This is a genomic window from Coprococcus sp. AF19-8AC, assembly GCF_003603115.1.
GTDB lineage: Bacteria > Bacillota > Clostridia > Lachnospirales > Lachnospiraceae > Coprococcus > Coprococcus aceti.
Genome location: NZ_QTMI01000003.1, coordinates 171,085 through 191,751 on the forward strand (window position 1 = coordinate 171,085; position 20,667 = coordinate 191,751).

General features: G+C 35.5%; 15 protein-coding genes. 11 read left to right on the forward strand and 4 right to left on the reverse strand.

What is annotated here, in order from left to right; genetic code table 11:
• The first annotated feature begins 22 nt into the window (after positions 1–22).
• The 4 genes from DWX57_RS08935 to DWX57_RS08950 all read left to right on the forward strand — a co-directional run bounded on the left by DWX57_RS08935 (position 23) and on the right by DWX57_RS08950 (position 5,162).
• On the forward strand, positions 23–2,116 hold the full coding sequence (locus DWX57_RS08935; RefSeq protein ID WP_120123773.1) for an AAA family ATPase: 2,094 nt from the start codon (positions 23–25) through the stop codon (positions 2,114–2,116).
• 28 nt (positions 2,117–2,144) lie between these two features.
• On the forward strand, positions 2,145–2,636 hold the full coding sequence (locus DWX57_RS08940) for a hypothetical protein (protein WP_120123775.1): 492 nt from the start codon (positions 2,145–2,147) through the stop codon (positions 2,634–2,636).
• Positions 2,637–2,660: 24 nt separating this feature from the next.
• Complete coding sequence (locus DWX57_RS08945; RefSeq protein ID WP_120123777.1) at positions 2,661–4,133, forward strand: hypothetical protein; 1,473 nt, start codon at positions 2,661–2,663, stop codon at positions 4,131–4,133.
• A gap of 297 nt (positions 4,134–4,430) precedes the next feature.
• Positions 4,431–5,162, forward strand: a complete 732-nt coding sequence (locus DWX57_RS08950; protein ID WP_165852788.1) for a toll/interleukin-1 receptor domain-containing protein — start codon at positions 4,431–4,433, stop codon at positions 5,160–5,162.
• Here the strand turns inward: DWX57_RS08950 and DWX57_RS08955 are convergent.
• Entirely contained in the window at positions 5,149–6,603 is a 1,455-nt protein-coding gene (locus DWX57_RS08955; protein WP_120123782.1) for an SIR2 family protein, read from the reverse strand. The two genes, DWX57_RS08950 and DWX57_RS08955, sit on opposite strands and share 14 nt — an antisense overlap.
• Positions 6,604–7,209: 606 nt before the next feature.
• On the opposite strand from DWX57_RS08955, the gene DWX57_RS08960 reads away from it, so the two are divergent.
• The 4 genes from DWX57_RS08960 to DWX57_RS08975 all read left to right on the forward strand — a co-directional run bounded on the left by DWX57_RS08960 (position 7,210) and on the right by DWX57_RS08975 (position 12,920).
• Entirely contained in the window at positions 7,210–8,778 is a 1,569-nt protein-coding gene (locus tag DWX57_RS08960; protein WP_120123784.1) for an ABC-three component system protein, read from the forward strand.
• Between the two features lie 16 nt (positions 8,779–8,794).
• Positions 8,795–9,556, forward strand: a complete 762-nt coding sequence (locus DWX57_RS08965) for an ABC-three component system middle component 1 (RefSeq protein WP_120123786.1) — start codon at positions 8,795–8,797, stop codon at positions 9,554–9,556.
• A 2-nt stretch (positions 9,557–9,558) separates the two neighbouring features.
• Complete coding sequence (locus DWX57_RS08970) at positions 9,559–11,862, forward strand: ATP-binding protein (protein ID WP_120123789.1); 2,304 nt, start codon at positions 9,559–9,561, stop codon at positions 11,860–11,862.
• A gap of 137 nt (positions 11,863–11,999) precedes the next feature.
• Entirely contained in the window at positions 12,000–12,920 is a 921-nt protein-coding gene (locus DWX57_RS08975; RefSeq protein ID WP_055223542.1) for a hypothetical protein, read from the forward strand.
• A 99-nt stretch (positions 12,921–13,019) separates the two neighbouring features.
• On the opposite strand, the gene DWX57_RS08980 is transcribed toward DWX57_RS08975, so the two are convergent.
• Positions 13,020–14,501 (reverse strand): nucleotide sugar dehydrogenase, encoded by a 1,482-nt coding sequence (locus tag DWX57_RS08980; protein ID WP_120123791.1) that lies wholly within the window; start codon positions 14,499–14,501, stop codon positions 13,020–13,022.
• A 209-nt stretch (positions 14,502–14,710) separates the two neighbouring features.
• On the reverse strand, positions 14,711–15,814 hold the full coding sequence (locus DWX57_RS08985) for an endonuclease/exonuclease/phosphatase family protein (protein ID WP_120123793.1): 1,104 nt from the start codon (positions 15,812–15,814) through the stop codon (positions 14,711–14,713).
• A 195-nt stretch (positions 15,815–16,009) separates the two neighbouring features.
• On the opposite strand from DWX57_RS08985, the gene DWX57_RS08990 reads away from it, so the two are divergent.
• The 3 genes from DWX57_RS08990 to DWX57_RS09000 are packed head-to-tail and all read left to right on the forward strand — an operon-like array spanning position 16,010 to position 19,723.
• Entirely contained in the window at positions 16,010–17,644 is a 1,635-nt protein-coding gene (locus tag DWX57_RS08990; RefSeq protein WP_118758432.1) for a hypothetical protein, read from the forward strand.
• A 24-nt stretch (positions 17,645–17,668) separates the two neighbouring features.
• Positions 17,669–18,241, forward strand: a complete 573-nt coding sequence (locus tag DWX57_RS08995) for a VanZ family protein (protein WP_120123796.1) — start codon at positions 17,669–17,671, stop codon at positions 18,239–18,241.
• 3 nt (positions 18,242–18,244) lie between these two features.
• Positions 18,245–19,723 carry a C69 family dipeptidase gene (locus DWX57_RS09000; RefSeq protein ID WP_120123798.1) on the forward strand — a complete coding sequence of 493 codons (1,479 nt, stop codon included), beginning with the start codon at positions 18,245–18,247 and terminating at the stop codon, positions 19,721–19,723.
• 18 nt (positions 19,724–19,741) lie between these two features.
• Here DWX57_RS09000 and DWX57_RS09005 read toward each other — a convergent pair whose 3' ends face one another.
• The gene (locus tag DWX57_RS09005) at positions 19,742–20,629 is read right to left on the reverse strand and encodes an AraC family transcriptional regulator (protein ID WP_120123800.1); all 888 of its coding nucleotides are present in this window, start codon (positions 20,627–20,629) and stop codon (positions 19,742–19,744) included.
• Positions 20,630–20,667: the final 38 nt, after the last annotated feature.

Genomic DNA, 20,667 nt, shown 5'->3' on the forward strand with positions numbered 1-20,667 from the left:
TTTACAATTGAGAGGATAAAAGATGCGGTTAAAGATTAGTAATTGTAATAATATTGATAATGGTGAATTTGATATTGTTGAAGGTCGGCTTAATATTAAATATGCTATAAATGGAACGGGAAAGTCAACAATTTCAAAAACAATAGAAGCTTTTGTAACAAATGATCAAGAAAAAAAGCATTCGTTGTTGCCTTTTAAATATTATACTAATGGGGAGGAGAATTCTCCTAAATTAGAAGGATATGATCAATTTACAAAGGTTGCTATTTTTAATGAGAAGTATATTGAAGATTATGTGTATCAAAGTGATGAGCTGATTAAGAATAGCTTTGAGATATTTGTAAAATCTCCAGATTATGATAAGCATTTGAATGAAATAGAAAAATTGCTGGAAGGGATAAATATTACATTTCAAAATCATCCAGAATTAGAGGAACTGATAAAAAAATTCCAGCTATTTATCGATGGATTTGGAAAGGCAAAAAGTGGTTATTCAGCGGCGGGCGCTATAGGAAAGGGAATAGCTAAAGGCAATAAAATTACTAACATTCCTGTTGGATTGGAAGTGTATGAACCATACTTGAAAAATACTGAAAATGTAAAGTGGATTAAATGGCAATTGGAAGGAAGACAATATTTGGACATGGCAGAACAGTGTCCATATTGTACGGGCTCAATAGAGAAAACGAAAGATATAATTTTGAAAGTGGGTGAGGAATATGATGCAAGAGCAGTAGAGCAGTTAACAAAGATGCTGGATGTATTTAAAGACTTGATGCCATATTTTACGATTGATACTGCAAATAAGATAAAAGAAATAATAAATAATGTTTCGGGAATTACGAGTGCTCAAAAAACTTTTTTGTTAGAGATAAAAGCTCAGGTAGATAGTTGCATGCAGCAATTATATGGTTTGAAGGGGATGAGTTTTCACTCATTAAAAAATGCAGAAAAGATTGCTGACGAAATAAAAAAGTATAAAATAGATTTATCATATTATTCACATTTGAATTCAGCTCTGTCTAATGAAAAAGTAAAACTGATTAACAAAACGCTAGATGAGGTCTTGGAAAAGGCAGGAAAATTGCAAGGCGAAATTGCTCAGCAGAAAAAACTGATTAAGAAAACCATTGAAATGTATAGTACAGAAATAAATGATTTTTTATATTATGCAGGTTATAAATATTGCGTTGATATACAGGAAGAAGAAAATAAAACAGATTATCATTTAGTATTAAAACATATTGAAGGTGATAATAATATTCAAATGGCAAATGAACATCTAAGTTATGGAGAAAAAAACGCATTTGCATTAGTCCTATTTATGTATAGCGTCTTGAAGGATAATCCGGATTTAATCGTTTTGGATGATCCTATTTCTTCATTTGATGGAAATAAAAAGTTTGCCATTATTAATATGCTTTTTATGGGGAAACATAGTTTGAAGAACCGTACTGTATTGTTGCTGACACATGAATTTAATACTGTGATTGATGCGATATACAATCTCCCAAGTAAATTTAACCCAAAACCCACGGCGGCATTTTTAACAACTAAGCAAGGTGTATTGAGTGAAAAACAAATTACAAAGGCTGATATAAAATCATTTGGAGATATTGCTCGTACTAATATAAGATCAGATATGGATTTGTTAAATAAGCTAGTATATTTGCGAAGACTATTAGAGCTTGAAAATAAGGATAGTTTAGCATGGCAGTTATTGTCGAATGTATTTCATAAAAGAGAAATTCCAGAATATCATTATCCAGATGATACGCCGGATCGCTTGATGACTCCAGAAGAAATACAGGAAGCAACTGATGAAATAAGAACAAACTATATTTCCAATTTTGACTATGATGCAGTATATCAGAAGACACAAAATACGACATTAATGAAGGAATTATATCATAATAGTGCAAGTAATTATGAAAAGCTACAAATATATCGTATTATGTTTAATGATAATAATTCAAATAGTGTGATTAGGAAGTTTGTAAATGAGACATTTCACATTGAGAATGATTATTTGTTTCAGTTAAATCCGTGTGAATATGATACCGTGCCACAATATATTATTGATGAATGTAATAAAGAAATTTTGGAACTGACATAATGGCAGAGAGTGTGTAAGTAATCTATTTATGATGGATAAAACAAAAAAATGTGTGGTAGAAAACATTAGTAAGGTTTCTAAAAAAAATATATGTAAACTAGTTACAGTGACTGTTATTACAATAATAGTCACAATAGTTCTATTTGTAAGTCCGATATTAAATAGTTCAGATATTTTGGCACTTGGAAATGATTTTCAATTTAATGTATTGAGTTTCTCTGGGGTGATAGCTGGATTTATGTTTACGGGGATAGGTATTTTAATTTCGGCTATTGATAAGGAGCGAATCAGAAGATTATGGGACCATCATTATTTAGATAATTTGTATTATTGCTCTATATTGGGGATATTTTCAAATATAATTGACGTTATATTTGTTTTTGTTATAGTTGGTTTTAATTTATCTTATGAATTGAAAAAATATATTATATATGCTCAAACATTATTTATGATATTGGGATTAGTATATTTTATATGGTGTACATTGAAGCTTGCGAAATTAGTTTCAAGAATGCGATGATATAGTTCGCTGGGGGGAAGAATTATGGAAGTAACATATATGGGATTATTAGAATATTTTCAAGGCTGTATTCCAAGGGCGAAAGATAGGGGATATATATTGATTGTTTCATTAGTTGCAAGATATTCGGATGCAGAAAAGGCATATAGGAAATTGGAGCACGATTGGGCCGCCTTGAATGATCTTACAGGGAACAATATATTATTTTTATTTTCAACTCCTAAAGTAAAAAAAAGAGCTTCCTTTCTGCATATACCGGGACAGCCTGCATATGTAGGTGGAATGTGCCCGTTTGTTGAACTGTTAGATGGAAAAGGGGTCGAAGATAATAGGGGGGAGTTTGAATATGTATACTATGATTATAAAAAGATAGATTGGAAGAAAAAATATGCACAAACTATTGGCGAATTTGCAGCAGAATATGGTATTCCTGAGAAAGATATTCCGTGTTTATTTATATACGATTTGATTCGGGATAGATATATGATAATACCGGTGAGACATGATGCGGACATTTACGCTATGATCAAGAATATTGTTGTTAGAATTTCTGAGTATAGGAAAAAGAAAATGGCTATTGATGCTGAGCTAGAGAGATATAGTGATATTGACAGATATTATACATTATATAGAAAATTGGATGACGAAGCACATAAAGACGATTCCGCACAATCAATAGCAATTTGTAAGATTCTTCAGAATATGGATCTATTTAAAAGTTTAAAAAATGATATTGCTGATCCAACTGTAAAAAGAAATCTAAAAAGAATAGGACAATGGAGAAGGCAATATTTTGATAGGTTTTACAATGATTCTTCAGATAGAAAAAAGTATTTAGAACTGAAAGAAGCAGAAAAAAATGCAGAGAAAATGTTAAACCAAATCTGGGATAGTATGACAGCTGAAATTAAAGTAATTGAAACATGTCAAAAAAAGGATTGTGAGGATAGTATAATCTATGACCTGTTGGCAGTGTGTGTAAAGCTGCAGGCGAACCCTATGTACTATTTAGCAAAGGAGAACAACAGGAATGATTATATAAGAGATATGCTTGAAAGATCAAATTATGAAGTGCTTGATCAGACTAGGCGAGGATTGGCATTAGCTGGAAAGGAGGCTGGAGAAGTTGACTTGCTCATCAAAATAGAGGGGATGCCAGGTACAATAATCGAAGCTTTGAATCTTGATAGTTTGAAAAAAGAATATTTGAGTAGACATATAGATAAGATTTTTTTGTATGATACAGCAGGAAATACGTTTAATATAGTATTAGTGTATGCAAATGTAGTAGATCTGGATGGATTTTGCTATCGTTATTTGCAATATATAAAAGAGCGTGATTATATTTATCAATTAATTAAAGTCGAAGATAAAATTAAAGTTGAAGATCTTGAGTATTCGGATATACGAATAATGAAAACTTTTCATAATAGAAATAGTAGTGTTACTACTCTTTACCATATAATTGTTAAAATGGGTAATAAACCACGCGATTAGAATTGACGAGATTGTGATAAAAAAAGGAGTACATATATAACATTGTAAAGAACAACAATGTAAAAAAGTTTGTAACAAATGCAGAGGACTATAAAAGTTTCTCTGCATTTATTATTGTTTATATATAGAGATATAGATTATATGGACAATGATAAGAAAAACTAAAATAAATGTTGAAATATATGTGTATATAGTATAGTATTTAGTATACGAGTAACAAGAAAATACGAATGGATGATAATTATTAGTTATCTATCACTTATAGTCTAATCAGACAAGAAGTAAATGGAGAGTGTTATGCCACAGGATGATTTTTTTATTTCATATTCTAAAAGTATTTACAACAATTTTGTAAAGAATTTTGTAAAAAAAATTAAAAGCTATGGAATCAATTTATGGTTAGATCAAATAAATGTTCATTTAGGAGATGAAATATTAAGCAATTTATTTAATGTACTTGATTCATTTAAAAAAATAAACTATGGGGTAATTATTATTTTCGATTCAACTTTTTTTAAAAAAAAGTGGTGTATTACGGAACTCGAATATATCAAGCAAAATAAAATAAGTTTTTTCCCAATACTGTTTCATATGGAAAAGACTAATATACCTGAAAAATACAAATATTTAAGAAATTACAATATGGTAACAATTAGAGATGAAAAACTAGATATCGAGAATGCAATTAGCAAAATATTAGATATATATATACAACGAAAAGACTATAAAAAAGTTACTATTCAGACAACTATTTTTGAAGCACTTATTAGAAACTATTACTATGCAGATAAGACAAATGAAATGGTTGTCTTATCTGCAGACAATATTGGACTCTATATTAAAATATGGCATCAAAATAACAATTTATATATTGATAACTTTACCCAAGTATTAATCACTATTATTCATTCTAAACTACTAGCTTATTATAAGACATCATGTATTAGTAACTACGATATTTCATTAGTATGTAATGCTACTAATAAACTCATAATTATGTACGGTGATAATTATTTTACAAAGATTTAATGTATTTAATAATAGCAATTATCAATTCTACCAATTTTTTAGGATTTCTTTCAATCTTTAATTGGTGCAAATAGGGTTTTAAATATGTATACTCGTTAATATTTTTTTCTATTTCAGAAAGAATATATTCAGCACAATAACCTGTTGAACCAACGGGAATTATATACTTATGTTGCTGTTGAGCACGTTGGAAATCATGCAAAACCCCCTGAGATAACTTTAATTCACCATTATAATAATTGTTGCCAAAAAGGAAAATAATTATTCCAGCATTCTCTATCATATTATTTTGAAACATTTTTTTTGAAGATGCATTCATATATTTATCGCTACCTTCAATTAAGGGCAATGGTTTTATAACAATAGTTTTTTCAATATTTAAATTATAATCATTAATTGCATTTAATGCACCATTTATAACTTGGGGACCAACACCCTCAACAAATCCAGAAGATATATGATATCCATTTTTTATTAATTGATAACCTAATTGCGATAAAAACTGGTATGCCACTTCCTTTTTCCATATACCATAATTCCGGCAACTTCCTGCAACAAAAATTCGACTCGTGATATAGTTTTTTTTAATTTTTGATAAAATGAGTGGAATATCACTATAGCTATCAACTAATACAGTTTGTATTCCATACCTTCTCAAATCTTTAATCATGAGTTCTTGATGAATTTTGTCATATAAAAAATCTTCGGTATTTCTTCTCTTTCGCTTTCCTTTATTTGTAACATAATCATCTTCTTTTAGTTCTTTTATAAAACAAAAATGTTCTCTTTGGTTTTCTCCAATTAGTATACGAATTCTACTAAGAATTTGCCATAAATTAGGATCATTAAAGCTATAACCTATAAAAACAAATGTTTTAGAAATCAAATCAGCTTGTAATGCCGTAGTGAATAGTTTGTGAGTTTTTTCAAACAATTCATAGTCGTCTTTTGTGATTATAGCCTTATTGGGTTCGTCAATATCACCATGTATTTTATACACAATAACATCACTATCTTGCCTATTAATGGTAAGACTTTCTTCATTTCTTTTACAATCTACTTTATATTTTGCTTTTTGCTCTAATGTATCTTCGATTAAATGATCGTAGTTAGTTGTCCAATAAGTAGAAATAGGTAATTGAGAAAGTACGTTTAATGTTGAATTATAGTTTATATTTTTAGTAAATTGATTTAATATTTCTTGATTTAATCCATTTCGATTTCCTCCCATTTCATTTTTATAATATTGTGCAACTGAAATAAGATCCGTTTCTTTATCAATATCAAGTCTGATATCAGTTGCAAAATCACGTAATAATTCTTTCCAATTAACAAAGCCTGATTCTCGAGATAATCCAGCACCTCCAAATACGGCTGCATTTCCTTGGCCAATTGCAATTCCAAATTTACGTATAAACCTATCTATAGCCAGTTTATCCATAGAATTATTCTCCCACCCCCAATACTACAATATAAGTGATAGATAACTAATAATTATCGGTAAAAATATATTTGTGGTGATGTAAGGCTGTTTTTATCACAATATAATTTCAGGGATTGGATACAAAAGTCCTTTTGTGTTGCCCCGGTGTCTTAAATATAAAATATGGAATTATTATAATACAGTGTTTATGTGGTTCTTAGAAATCGACATCAGCAGTTGATCGATATATAGAAAAAATTGGGTTAGAATAAGAAAAAATAAGAGGTTTTCTTTAGTAATATCATTGAAAATGATGCATCTGCTTACATTTGTGAGCAGACGTTTTTAATATGGGGGGGGCTATTGAAAATATCCGGATTACATAAACTATATATGCAATTAAATATGACCGAAGCAATATAACGCCTGCCGTACATGATACACAAATTAGAAATATAATGAAAAACTATAATATATAGACCTAAATATAATAAGATGATATAATGCTATGTAAAAATGTAAATAATAAAATAATGATGGTTTTGGTCACCTTGAGCGGATAAATAATTTGAAAAAAGACAATATATTTTAAGTGTATTAGGGATTGATTAAAGGAGTGGAAATATGTCAAAAGATAATCCTGGAGTAATTTTTGATGCATCCAATAGTTGGAACGGATATAACCATCAAGGAAAGTTGGCTATTTGGATCGCTGTTAAACAAATATTACAAGTATATAATAATTCGATTTCAGAGCAAGAAAATAAAGATATTTTAAAAAAATATTTTATTGAAATAGAGTATCTGGAAGATTTTTCACTAGGGGAAATAGTAAATGGCAAAGAGAAATATTATTTTGTTCATCAAGTGAAGAATCAGGTTAAATGTAGTCCCAAGGATTATGATAGCGCATTACTCGGACTTGCTTATCATGTAAAAAATATGCCTGATTTAAAAGGTGCCTATTTGCATGTTACAACTAACATAGATTTCAAAGAAAAAGACTTTCATGATTATGTGAAAGAATTGATCAATTCACCCAAAGACTTGGCTAATATATTAGCCGGGATAGAACGGGTTAGAGAAAATGAAGACGAAAAAAAGGCGTTATATGAGAAAAAGGTAGGACGACCAGAAAGTTTTATTGTGGAATTAAAAAAAGCATTAAGAAAAGTGGATGATAATGAGAGAACTTTAAATACAAATAATATAGATTTAGCGCTTGATGCTTTGGAGGTACAAACAAAAAAACGATTAGATGATATTCGGCATTTAGATGACTATAAAATAAGGAAAATAAATCTGTTTTTGTATAATATTCATGGATGTGAACAGTATTTTTGTAAGGTGGATCAAATTGAAGAATTAATTAAGAGTGAAATAAAGCATAGTATTAATGTTTTTAATTTACCAAAGTTATGGGGGCAAGATAGATATGTAAATAATCGGTATTTGTATCTCCTTGGTAAGTTGGATGAACATATTATAGATAGAAATTTGAACTATCCACTTTATAATAATAATGAAATGGATAGAAAGATTTTGTTGAGCGAAATATTTGACTGGCTTACAAGCGATGAAATTGAGACAGTGGATGAAGAGTTTTATCAATATCATTTAAAAAATAATTTTTTTATGTATGCGCTTGATTATTGTCAAAAATGTAGATTGGGGGAATGCGATACTTGTCTGCTTTTGTCAGCGATAAATAAAATAGGTCAATTGACTAAACAAGAGATGAAAGAATTTCTTATTCTTACCTGTCCTAGTAATTATAAAGGAATTTCCATGGAAACTATTCCCACTTATTTAAGTAAACGTAGAATACAGAATCCTTTTTTTGCGGGATTGAAGGAAATTAAAATTCCGTTTGAAGAGGATAAGCAAGCAATTACATATATTGATGGTGAAACGCAACAATATATTTTGACAACACTTGAAAAGGATGATGAGGAGGATAATGGAGACATATGTACTGATATTTTAAGAAATAAAGAATTATATGAGATGTTGATGGATTATGATTGTTTTATTAGTAAAAATATAAAATGTTCTTCAATTCAGGGCGAGGCAAAGAAACTGGGAAAGAGTATGTATGAAGATATTGATTCAGAAGAGCTGAGTAAGGAACATATTGCACACCTGAAAGATGTAAGCATTATTAAATTGGGTGAGTTTGAGCAGATAATTTGATAGAAGAGGATGAGAAATGGAAATTTTATTAAAAGTTTTAAAAGAATTGAATTTTGATTTTAGAGAAAAATTCAATGTGTATTGTAATCTTAGTGATGATAGGAAAATGACAGTTAGTGTGAATTTGTTGATTTCAAACAAAAACAATACTCAGACATTTCTGGTTATAAATTGTGATAACTCTCAATTGGCGGATTATGTAGATGGCGAAATCATAAAACAAATCGCATCTAAATTTAGAAAGAGGGAATGTCATAGGGCAGATATGGATAAGAATACATCTTTACTTCTGGTTTGTAAGTATCAGGATGATATGGTAGACACTTCTTCAAAGATTATAATTGAAGATGATCCATATTATTTTAAAAAATATGTATTTTCGTATAACGAGAAGGAATTAGAGAGTGCTGCTTGTTGGTTGAAGCAGAATGAAGGAAAAGGCTCTATAATCTCTTTGGTTCAGGATTACATTACGGATACGAGCAATTTTTCGAAATATAAAGAAAATTATTTAAATGAGCCAATCTATGCTTTTTTTATTGAACTTGTTACAAAACTTCATTGTTTTCCTATGAAGGCAGCAGAATCGAAAAACATAAAAACTGTTAACGATTATCTAAAGAAGGAGTTAGATGATCTTAGAAATAAACCGAGAAGGCCCGTTGATATTGATTCAAAAAGAGTAGAATCTTTCATAGAATTGAAGATGGATATCACGAGTGTGGACGATGTGTGTCAAAAGTGGAATTTGCTGTTGGAAGAAGGGAGTGAGAGCTAAATATGATTATAATTAAGAGATTATATGTTGAGAATTACAAGTTATTTTCCAGGAAGGAAATTGATTTTAGTAATGCACTTCTTTCTGTATTTGATGGACCTAATGGTTATGGAAAAACAAGTATTTTCGATGCTGTTGAATTATTGGTTACTGGGAAGATAAGTAGGGTAAAAGATTGTGAGTCAATTGATGGGAAACTGGCATATCAAACTATTTTCTTTGCCCAAAATAGTGAAAAAGATGTAATTATAAAGGCGGAATTTGAAGATGATGAGGTTGATAGGTATTTTGTGTTGGGTGCTAGGGTGAGACCTGCTAATATAAGTGGAAAATTTGCTAATCCTAAGAACATATTTGAATGTATAGAGTTTGGATATTTACCTTCTTATGATATTCCATTTGAGGCGTGGGATGAATACATTCAAAGTAACGATGCAATAGCTACAATTAGAAACCGTGAGTTTGGAAAGCATAATATAGAACAATTTACATTGTTTCATTATATTAGACAAGAAGATAGACTGGCATATTTTAAACAGAGCGAAACGTCAAGATCAACGACTATTGAGGATCTTCTAGGCGTTGCAGCAGAGAGAGAAAAGCAGAAAAACATAAAAGAAAAAAGAAGAGCGGTGGAGAAGCTATTCAAACAGCTTGATGAAGAGATTCAGAGAAAAAGGAAGCGCTTGATCAAAGCAGATACTCCAAATGAGCAGACAGTAGAATATGAATCACTTATAGACGGTAAACAGATGTGGGATCGGGAGGTAATTTATTTTGGAGATTATAATCAAGATAAAGTGTTATCTCAATATCTTTTTGAACTTGAGAAATTAGAATCTTATGTAAAGCATAATGATTATCATGAGAATTACTTCTCGTATGAAAAATTTATGAGTATTTCTGAGAAGATGAGAAGCAATGCACTATTAGCGTTGCTGTTGCTTCAAAAAGATTCGTTATCAATAGATGATATTGATATATATTATCAGAATTTGATTTTCTTAAAACAACAACAAGAAAAGATTGATTTGCAGGAGTATAGTTCTGTTAATTTTTCTAAAGTATGTAATATTATAGGAGTATCAGAGGATGAAAATTTATTATCTGCAATTGATGTATTAAGTAATATATCAAGAAATCAGAGCGAACTACAAAAAGCAGTTAACAATGTACTTCAGATTAGGGAGAATCTTCATAATAACCATTCGCAGATATTGGAAAACGGTGTTTGTCCATATTGTGGTCATGATTGGAATACTTCCAAAGAGTTGGAAACACAGTTTGTTTCCACTAAAAATATACTTTACAATCTCTTGGCTCAGGACGGGGAGTTGTATGCCAAACAATTGGAGATTGTCAAATCCCAAATAGATGAAAAAATTATAGATGGATTAAAATGTAAGATAACCGAATTATCGAATAATGATATTTTAATGGTTTATTCTGAGTTTGACTCCAAAGCAAAATTTGCGAATGCATTAGAAAGCGCAAGACCTTTATATAACATTTGCTTTAATAGTATGGTCGACAGCGGTTTTAGTGCAGAAGATATTAATGAATATTGGGTACAGCTATTAGAAATGTGTTTAAATATTGGGAATTCGATTCCAGCAGAATATTTAGCAGCTAATATGAAATATTCATTTGCTGAAATAAGAAAAAAGTACGCATTAGATTTACTTGATGCTAGTAAATTGAGTAAGGAAAAATTCGCTCTTAAAAGACAATATTTACAAGAGCAGTTTTATAGATCATTTGATAAACTTAAAGAAGAAATTCATAATTTAGAAACAAAGAAGGATACAATAGAAGTAATAAAGTCACAATTAAAAGAATACGAGAATGCATTGGGAAACTCTATTGAAGCATATAAAAAACAAATAATTGATGAAATCGAAATCCCATTTTTTGTTTATTCATCAAGATTGCTTCAATCGTATCAAGGAGGGCAAGGAGTTTTACTAAAAAATGATGGCGAATCAATAAGATTTACGTCTCCTGGAAATGAGCATGATGTTTTATATACGATGAGTTCTGGTCAACTGTCTGCAGTGTTATTGTCATTTTCTCTTGCATTAAATAAAATATACTCAGGACGGGGAATAAAGACTATTTTAATTGATGATCCTATTCAATGTATGGATGATATTAATATGATTTCTTTTGTTGAATTATTGCGAAGAGAATTTTCGGAATGCCAGATAATTTTGTCTACACATGAAGAGAGCTTTTCAAATTTTGTAAGATATAAATTTAAAAAATATGGATTGAATACGCAGGTTATAACATTAAAGGATGCATAATGAAAATACTTATGGAAAATACAACCTTGAAATACCCCACCCGCTTCTATATAATTAAAATATATTATTTATTGCGGAAAATGAACTATTCAGCCCGGTTTTACAGGGCTTAAGTTCAATACCAGGGAGGATTTACTATGAGGTTGGTTACAAGATCGGATTTTGATGGACTTGCGTGTGGCGCACTGCTGAAGGAAGCGGGAATTATTGATCATTGGAAGTTTGCGCATCCGAAGGATCTTCAGGACGGATTGATCGAGGTTACGGAGGATGACTGCCTTGCAAATGTGCCATTTGTTGAGGGCTGTGGACTTTGGTTCGATCATCATTCAAGTGAGCATGAGAGATTGGCACTTGAGGGTAAATACAAGGGGGAGAGTCGTATAACTCCATCGTGCGCTAGAATAATCTATGAGTATTATGGAGGCAGAGAGAGATTCCCACAGTTTGATGATATGATGGAGGCTGTTGATAAGGTTGATTCAGGTAATCTTACCATCGATGAGGTACAGAATCCAAAGGGATGGATACTTATTGGATTCCTTATGGACCCTAGAACCGGACTTGGAAGATTCAGAAATTTCACCATATCAAACTATCAGCTCATGGAGAAGCTTATAGATGCATGTCGTACCATGACCACTGATGAGATACTTGCCATGCCGGACATACAGGAGAGAATAGTTCTGTATAATGAGCAGACAGAGAAGTTCAAGGAGATGGTCAAGGCACATACCATAGTGGACGGTAATCTTATCATAAGCGATCTTCGCGGAGTGGATCCGATATACACCGGCAATCGTTTCATGATATACAGTATGTATCCTGAACAGAATGTGTCAGCGTGGATAGTAAGCGGACGTGGTGGACAGGGATGTTCGGCAGCAGTTGGATACAGTATCCTGAACCGCACAGCGACCATGGATGTTGGAAGCCTTATGCTCAAGTATGGTGGCGGTGGACACAGGAAGGTTGGTACATGTCAGTTCAAGGATGACGAGATGGATACAAGACTTCCTCAGATGCTTGAGGAGCTCAAGGCTCAGGCTAATTCATAAGAAATATTGACAAAAAATAACCGAATGATACAAGTTTTAATTCGTATCATTCGGTTATTTTTTATGTTATAAAAATGTTCTTAAAGGTCTTCTTGAAGATTAGTCTCTCTGGAACAGATCTCTTGTGTATACCTTGTCTTTGATGTCGTCGAGGCATGAATTGTACCTGTTGGCGATGACAGCGTCGGACATGGATTTGAATTTGTCTAGGTCATTTACAACTTTGCTTCCGAAGAATGTGGTTCCGTCTTCAAGGGTTGGCTCGTATACAACGACGGTTGCGCCCTTGGCTTTGATACGCTTCATGACACCCTGTATACTGCTCTGGCGGAAGTTGTCGGAGTTGCTCTTCATCGTCAGTCTGTATACACCTATGACACATTCCTTCTCCTGGGCTGCTGAGTAATCACCGTTATTGTTGTAGTCGTAGTAGCCTGCGATGGAGAGAACGCGGTCTGCGATGAAGTCCTTTCTCGTTCTGTTGCTCTCAACGATGGCGCTCATCATATTCTGAGGCACGTCGTTGTAGTTGGCAAGGAGCTGCTTTGTATCCTTTGGCAGACAGTATCCGCCGTATCCAAATGATGGGTTGTTGTAGTGTGTTCCGATTCTTGGGTCGAGACATACGCCGTTTATGATGTCCTGTGTGTTAAGTCCCTTCATCTCTGCGTATGTGTCAAGCTCGTTGAAGTAGGACACGCGGAGTGCGAGATAGGTATTTGCAAATAACTTTACAGCCTCAGCTTCGGTGAATCCCATGAACAGAGTGTCTATATCTTCCTTGAGGGCGCCCTCCTGAAGCAGTGCGGCAAATGTATGGGATGCCTTAACTATCTTCTCGTCATTCTTGTCTGTGCTGACAATTATCCTTGATGGATAGAGGTTGTCGTACAGTGCCTTGGATTCACGAAGAAACTCTGGGCTGAAAATGATATTTGACGTGTTGTATTTCTTCCTTACGGACTCGGTATATCCAACTGGTATAGTTGATTTGATGACCATGATGGCATCCGGGTTGACCATGAGGACGAGCTCGATAACGGCCTCAACGGCTGATGTGTCGAAATAGTTCTTGTTGCTGTCGTAGTTTGTCGGAGCAGCTATGATTACGAAATCTGCATCCTTGTATGCTGATTTGCCATCGAGAGTTGCTGTGAGATCAAGCTCCTTCTCGGCGAGATATTTCTCAATATAGTCGTCCTGTATAGGGGATTTCTTGTTGTTGATGAGATCAACCTTTTCAGGGATGATGTCAACTGCCGTTACATGGTTGTGCTGTGCCAGCAGGGTCGCAATGGACAGACCAACGTAACCGGTTCCTGCCACTGCAATGTTCAGTGGGGATGGAGACTCGAGCTTGTGTGCGCCAGCATTGATGAACATTTCTGTGAGGTCGAAGTTCAAAACCTCTGACAAACTTTCGAGCTGCTCTATAGAAGGAACAAAATCCTTCTGCTCTATTCTGGAAATGAGTGCTCTGTTGATACCGGTTGCATCGGCGAGCTGAGCCTGGGTCATACCCTTTTCTTTTCTTCCGTTCATGACAGTGTCGGCGAGACGTGACTGTGATAATTTCTTCATGATCAAAATTCCTTTCTCTGATGAGTATTCTCTATTATTCTTAGAAGTATTATTCAAAACTAGCAACAAATGTTAATATTTATAACATTTACAATGCCATAATACATGTAAAAACGGCATAAATCAAGAGAAAAATGTATTTTAAACATAAAGCCATACACAATTAATGTTAATTAAAATAACATGCATAAAACAACTGAAAATATAGTTTATTTCAACGCAACATCGAGTCTTATCGGATTGTGATCGCTGTTTTTAAAATCCAGATCTATGGTCTCTGTGGAGTTGATCTGCAAATTGCTCGATACTATGAATCCGTCGATGACATAATATTGGAAACTCTCGTGGTCATGTCCTTCGTATGGTTTGTCCAGGGATCGGCATGTCGGAGCTGAGGAATCGGTGATGCAGGTGAAGGAATCTCCAAATTCAGATACATCTATACTTCCTGGTGCCCACAGGTCAGCGGATTGCTGAGGGTATGCGGACAGATCCACATTTGAAAAAGTCTGGTTGAAGTCGCCTCCTGCGATAACGTAGTTCCCTGCTGCCGCCTCATTTTGGAGAATGTCGGCGAGCATCCTGGTCTGGGCGGCTTTGCCCTCGCCTGAGTCATAAGCCTCCAGGTGTAGATTTACTATGACGAGTTCGTGTTCACTTCCGGCGATCGGTATTCTGGACACGATCAGGCATCTTTTCAGGTTGCACAGTCTGATCGGATAGGTAAATGGACATGGAAGTTGTATTCTTTCTGCATCCGATACTTCAAATGTGCTGAGAGTCATTATCCCCGATGTCACTCTGCCGATCGGTGGAAGTGGATATGGAACCATGAGTGTTTTGTAGTTGTAGGCGTATGAGCTTGTGTATGACGGCAGCTTTTCCCTCAAAATATCGGCTTCGTTTATCTTGTGGCTTCTGGATGATCGTTCATCGACCTCCTGGAGAAGAAAGATGTCAGCGGCAAGTGAATTCAGCTCTGATGTGATGGCCTCCATATTGTCATTTACCTGCTTTGCGGTGGAAGTGTACACACTGTCTCCTCCGTCCATGAAAAAGTCAGCATTTGCACCGAGGGATCCGTAGCCGAGATTCCATGTCACGATGGATATGGAGTCGCCGACAGATGGTGAAAGCTTGGCTGAGTCGGTTGCATTTTTGCCAAATGTGCTTCCGGATGTGACCTCAAGGGATTCGGAATCGTCTGGCTTGTATTCTGTTATAGTGAGAACTCCTACAAATATTATGGCGGCCGCAAGGATTACGCCGAGGACGATACAAGTTATTTTTAGAATCTTTTTTGCTATTATCATGTTGGATATTTCCTGTTCTATATTTGTTCAGCCCGTCCAAATGGTTAGTTGGACTGACATGTAAAGTATATCAGACGCGGTGGGTGTAAACAATGTGTAAAATGACTGTCAGTTGCAACTGTGATATAATAATTAGTGGAACGTAACGTAATTACCGCAGGGGCGGGAGAATTGTTTTGGGAGTGGGTGATACATATGAAGAAATCTATTAGAATAACACATAGGTTGCGAAATTCAGATTATCCGATAGCAGAATATTTCGTGCCATATAAACCTGATGTCTTACAGAAAATTGTTAAAAGTAAATTGGTAAGTGAAGAATTGGATATAGTGGCAAGTAAATATGGTAGTTTTGAAGAGTATGCGAAATCGAAATCATTAGAAGCGCTTGACTTAAATTTGGAATCAGTGGAGGATGAAGGTGTCTGGATAAATGATGAGTACAATTTAAGTGAAAATAATATGTGGGATTATCTGGCAGATGTGACACTTATTAATGATACGGTCATGCAGGATAATAGTGATAGCGTTGAGGCACTAAATATGGAAGCACTGCAGACATTTGCCAGCAGGATAAAATATGATTACAGGCGTATCGCAATCTCTATTATGATTTATACAGAGAGATATGTGCATGAAGACTACGTAGATTTTAGTGAAAATAAAAAAACTATATTGACAGATATATACAGATTGATAGATAGGGCGAGCAAATGTAAGGTGCATGATATAGGAGAAATAGATGATATACACGAGAAGTTCCTAACAAGTTATAATAAATTTACTGCTACGAGCTGGAATGAAAATTTAGAGTTTGTACTGGAAAGAGCGGATTCCATAATGAAAAGTATGGTCTCAGATATTGGACAGGAAGAGAAAATAGGCTACTATACAAAGACGCTTAATATTATAAAAAAAGAAATTTTGAAAAGTAGCGGAGAGAAAGTGACGTTAAAAAAGAGATATATTAGGTTTATTTCTAATATAGCCCATGCGTTTAACATCGAAACACATGATATGCCAAAAGATGACAGTGCTATTTTTGAAGCTTGTATTTGGAAAGATAAATTAACAGAAATATATAGACATTTTTTTATTTCTCTGTCTCAAATAAATACAAATGATGAATTAGTGTCAACGGGATCAAACAATTTTGAAAGTATGACAAAACAGTTTACGGAAGAGATTGCAAAAATAAAGTCAGCGTTGAAATTAAAAAAGGATTTTAATCTGGTTAATAAATATTCGGGTAAAAAACAAGGCTGTTATACAATATTTGTATTGCCAAATGGAGAAAAGTATTGGGCATTGAGTGGGACAGATTCGTGGGATAGAAACAAAAGATTGCAGATGGAGATGCTGGTAAAATACATATTTGATAACACGTTTGGATTGCATCATGTTACCAATATTTATACAAAAAATCATGGCATCAGATACTGTCCTATTAGGAAGAAAACTATGCGTTATACAGAGGTAATAGAGCCTGATAGTAACAGCAAGATAAAGTATGTGAGTAAAAAAGAGAAGCTGGGGGACGATCTGAAGACGAGAAGAATCGATAAAAGGAAAGATGATTATTTGAGAAAGATTGGACTTACATATGGATGCTGCGAAAGAAAGATAATGTCATATTTATCGGATTTTAATGGTATAACGATATATTCAAGATGGGCTCCATGTGAAAAGTGTATGCCGGCTATATTCGAGTTAGGGAAATATACATATTATGCATATGCAAAGAATTATATGGAATGGATAAATGGTGGAAAACCAATGAAGTTGGAAAAGTACACTGTCGAGAAATCGTATTTGGTTTCAATAGAATAAATATAAAATTACTGAGGGGAATTTATGTTTGAACTTATTATAAAAGATATAATGGAGGTCGCGGGCTACCTTCCGATAGGGATTCTATGCGGATGCATAGCAGTCGTGGTCTATCTCGTGTATACAGTGATCCATGCGGGGAAAAAGGTTAGTGCCGGCGGACGTGTGAAGAAGTCAATAGTGTGGTTCCTGCTGGTGGTGTATCTGGCGGTGATGGCAGTTACTGTGTTCCTGTCCAGAGAGCCGGGCTCAAGGCAAGGCATTGACATGACGCTGTTTCAGACGTGGGGAGTGACGCCCCAGGAGCACGCATTTGTCATAGAAAATATATTGCTCTTTGTGCCGTTCGGCGTGCTTTTCCCGCTGGCGGTGGCTGGAAGTAAGAATGGCGATGGCAGGGCGGTAGACAGGTTGTCCAAATGCACTGTACTGTTTGGATTTTTGTGCAGTGTCTGCATAGAGACGGTTCAGCTTATAACGGAGCGCGGTTACTGCCAGCTCGATGATGTAGTTATGAATACCCTCGGAAGCCTTGCGGGATATATTATATTTTTAATTATAAAAAAGATGAAAAATATTAAAAAAATGGAGGAATAGATCATGCCATGTACAACAATATTGGTAGGAAAAAATGCGTCTTATGACGGTTCAACAATAATAGCGAGAAATGACGATTCGGGTGCCGGTTCGTACACGCCGAAGAAATATGTGGTTGTGAAGCCGGAGGAGCAGCCAAGAATATACAAGTCGGAGATATCCCATGTGGAGATTGAACTTCCGGATGATCCGATGCGTTACACCTGTGTTCCAAATGCGCTGGCGGGCGAAGGAATCTGGGCGGCAAGCGGAGTGAATTCTGCAAATGTGGCTATGACGGCGACGGAGACTATAACCTCAAATCCAAGAGTGCTCGGCGCGGATCCACTGGTGTGCTATGAGCCTGCGGAGGGAGATAAGCCTGAGAAGACTGGAGGTATCGGCGAGGAGGATATAGTCAGCATTACACTTCCATATATAAAGAGCGCAAGAGAGGGCGTGAAGAGGCTTGGCAGCCTGCTTGAACGATATGGAACCTATGAGATGAACGGAATTGCATTTCAGGATGTAGACGAGATCTGGTGGCTTGAGACCATCGGAGGACATCATTGGATCGCGAGAAAAGTTCCTGATGATGTGTATGTTGTCATGCCAAACCAGTTTGGTATGGACGAATTTGATATGGCAGATGCAATGGGAGCGCAGAGCGAGTTCATGTGCTCGGCAGATCTTCCAGCATTTATAGAGAAGTATCATCTGAACGTGGAGAATATGGAGGACACGATCTGTCCACGGGATATATTCGGCAGTCACGACGATGCGGATCACGTGTACAACACCCCGAGGGCATGGTTCATGGAGCGGACGCTCAACCCGAATTCGGCAGTCTGGGACGGACCGGATGCGGACTTTACGCCGGTTTCGGATGACATTCCATGGTGCATGATACCAGAGAAGAAGATAACCATGGAGGATGTGAAGTATGTGCTTTCTTCGCATTATCAGGGAACTCCGTATGATCCGTACGGCAATTACGGCGACAATAAGATGCGCGGGGCATATAGATCGATAGGTGTGAACAGGACGGATTTCATGTCGGCGATCCAGATGAGACCATATGTTGGAGAGGATATCTGCGCTGTACAGTGGATAGCATTTGCATCGAATGCATTCAATGTCATGGTTCCTTTCTATGCAAATGTAGACACGACTCCTGAGTATCTGGCAAATACAGGGGCGGATGCTTCCACGGACAACTTCTACTGGACCAGCCGTATGATCGCGGCGATGGCGGATGCATCTTATGCGAAGTCGGTGTTCCATATCGAAAGGTACGAGGAGAAAGTCATGTCCAAGGCACATGAGATAATATACAGATATGATGATATTATGAATGAACAGCCATTGGGCGAGAAACTCCGCCAGCAGGCCAACCAGGAGACCACAGACATGGTGAGACGTGAGGCAAATGCAACCCTTGGCAGGGTTCTCTATGAACTCAGCAATCAGATGAAGAACTCGTATTCAAGATCTGATGCGTAGTAGGCAATGAGTGGCCGCTTACAGGTTATGATTATCCCTGTATTTACCCGGAGTCACGCCGTATTTCTTCTTAAACATTCTGTTGAAGTAGGAAAGGTTGAAGAATCCGCAGTTCTCCGCAACGGAGAGTATACTCTCGTCATTGGAGGAGAGAAGTCTTGCGGCGACATTCAGCCTGAAGTCGTTCAGGTATGACACAAATGACACCCCCATGGTGTTCTTGAAAAATCGCATAAAATGGGATTCAGAGAATCCACAGTAGGAGGCTATATCCGTTATGGATATGGCCTCTTTGTAATTTTCGTCTATGTAGGAGAGGATGAGTTTTGTTCTCTCCAGATCCCTGGCTCGGTTCTTCCTGTCTGCCTCATCCCTTGCGGTGGAGTTGGCATAGAGAATGTAGAAGAATTCAAAATAGCATCCCTTAAGTGCAAGGTGGTATCCCTTTGGCGTCTCTGAGCAGAGCTTGTCTACCCTGTTAAGACACGCGGAAAGAGACGGATATAATGGATCGTCCCTGTCATAAATACTCTTGATATCCAAGTCGCCCGCCAGCAGAGGCAGGAAAAACTCGCTGTCCAGTGAGTCGTGATTTCTGGATCTGAACATGTCGACGGAGAAAAGAATATTCTCATATTCCATTGAATAGCCTTCGTGCTGGGAGATTCCGTGAATGTGTCCTGGCAGGATAATGACTATGTCACCCTCCTCAACATAGTGAGTTGTGAAGTCCACAGTCACATTTCCCTTGCCTTTTTTGATATAGATAATCTCCATAAATTCATGCCAGTGCAGAGACACAGAATTGAAGTCAAGTGGTATGGAGCACAGGTAAGTATTGTACGGAAACATCGGGTCCGCATGGGTCTTATTCTCCAGAAGATTTTCGTATTCAAGACTGTTCATATAACCATGTGCCTCCTTTTTGTTCATAAATTCGACGA

Bases quoted from the DNA above. Each gene is read 5' to 3' on its own strand.
- DWX57_RS08940 (WP_120123775.1), top strand. From the start codon at position 2,145: ATGATGGATAAAACAAAAAAATGTGTGGTAGAAAACATTAGTAAGGTT.
- DWX57_RS09005 (WP_120123800.1), bottom strand. From the start codon at position 20,629: ATGAACAGTCTTGAATACGAAAATCTTCTGGAGAATAAGACCCATGCG.
- DWX57_RS08985 (WP_120123793.1), bottom strand. From the start codon at position 15,814: ATGATAATAGCAAAAAAGATTCTAAAAATAACTTGTATCGTCCTCGGC.
- DWX57_RS08960 (WP_120123784.1), top strand. From the start codon at position 7,210: ATGTCAAAAGATAATCCTGGAGTAATTTTTGATGCATCCAATAGTTGG.
- DWX57_RS08990 (WP_118758432.1), top strand. From the start codon at position 16,010: ATGAAGAAATCTATTAGAATAACACATAGGTTGCGAAATTCAGATTAT.
- DWX57_RS08950 (WP_165852788.1), top strand. From the start codon at position 4,431: ATGCCACAGGATGATTTTTTTATTTCATATTCTAAAAGTATTTACAAC.
- DWX57_RS08975 (WP_055223542.1), top strand. From the start codon at position 12,000: ATGAGGTTGGTTACAAGATCGGATTTTGATGGACTTGCGTGTGGCGCA.
- DWX57_RS08970 (WP_120123789.1), top strand. From the start codon at position 9,559: ATGATTATAATTAAGAGATTATATGTTGAGAATTACAAGTTATTTTCC.
- DWX57_RS08965 (WP_120123786.1), top strand. From the start codon at position 8,795: ATGGAAATTTTATTAAAAGTTTTAAAAGAATTGAATTTTGATTTTAGA.
- DWX57_RS08955 (WP_120123782.1), bottom strand. From the start codon at position 6,603: ATGGATAAACTGGCTATAGATAGGTTTATACGTAAATTTGGAATTGCA.
- DWX57_RS09000 (WP_120123798.1), top strand. From the start codon at position 18,245: ATGCCATGTACAACAATATTGGTAGGAAAAAATGCGTCTTATGACGGT.
- DWX57_RS08945 (WP_120123777.1), top strand. From the start codon at position 2,661: ATGGAAGTAACATATATGGGATTATTAGAATATTTTCAAGGCTGTATT.
- DWX57_RS08935 (WP_120123773.1), top strand. From the start codon at position 23: ATGCGGTTAAAGATTAGTAATTGTAATAATATTGATAATGGTGAATTT.
- DWX57_RS08995 (WP_120123796.1), top strand. From the start codon at position 17,669: ATGTTTGAACTTATTATAAAAGATATAATGGAGGTCGCGGGCTACCTT.
- DWX57_RS08980 (WP_120123791.1), bottom strand. From the start codon at position 14,501: ATGAAGAAATTATCACAGTCACGTCTCGCCGACACTGTCATGAACGGA.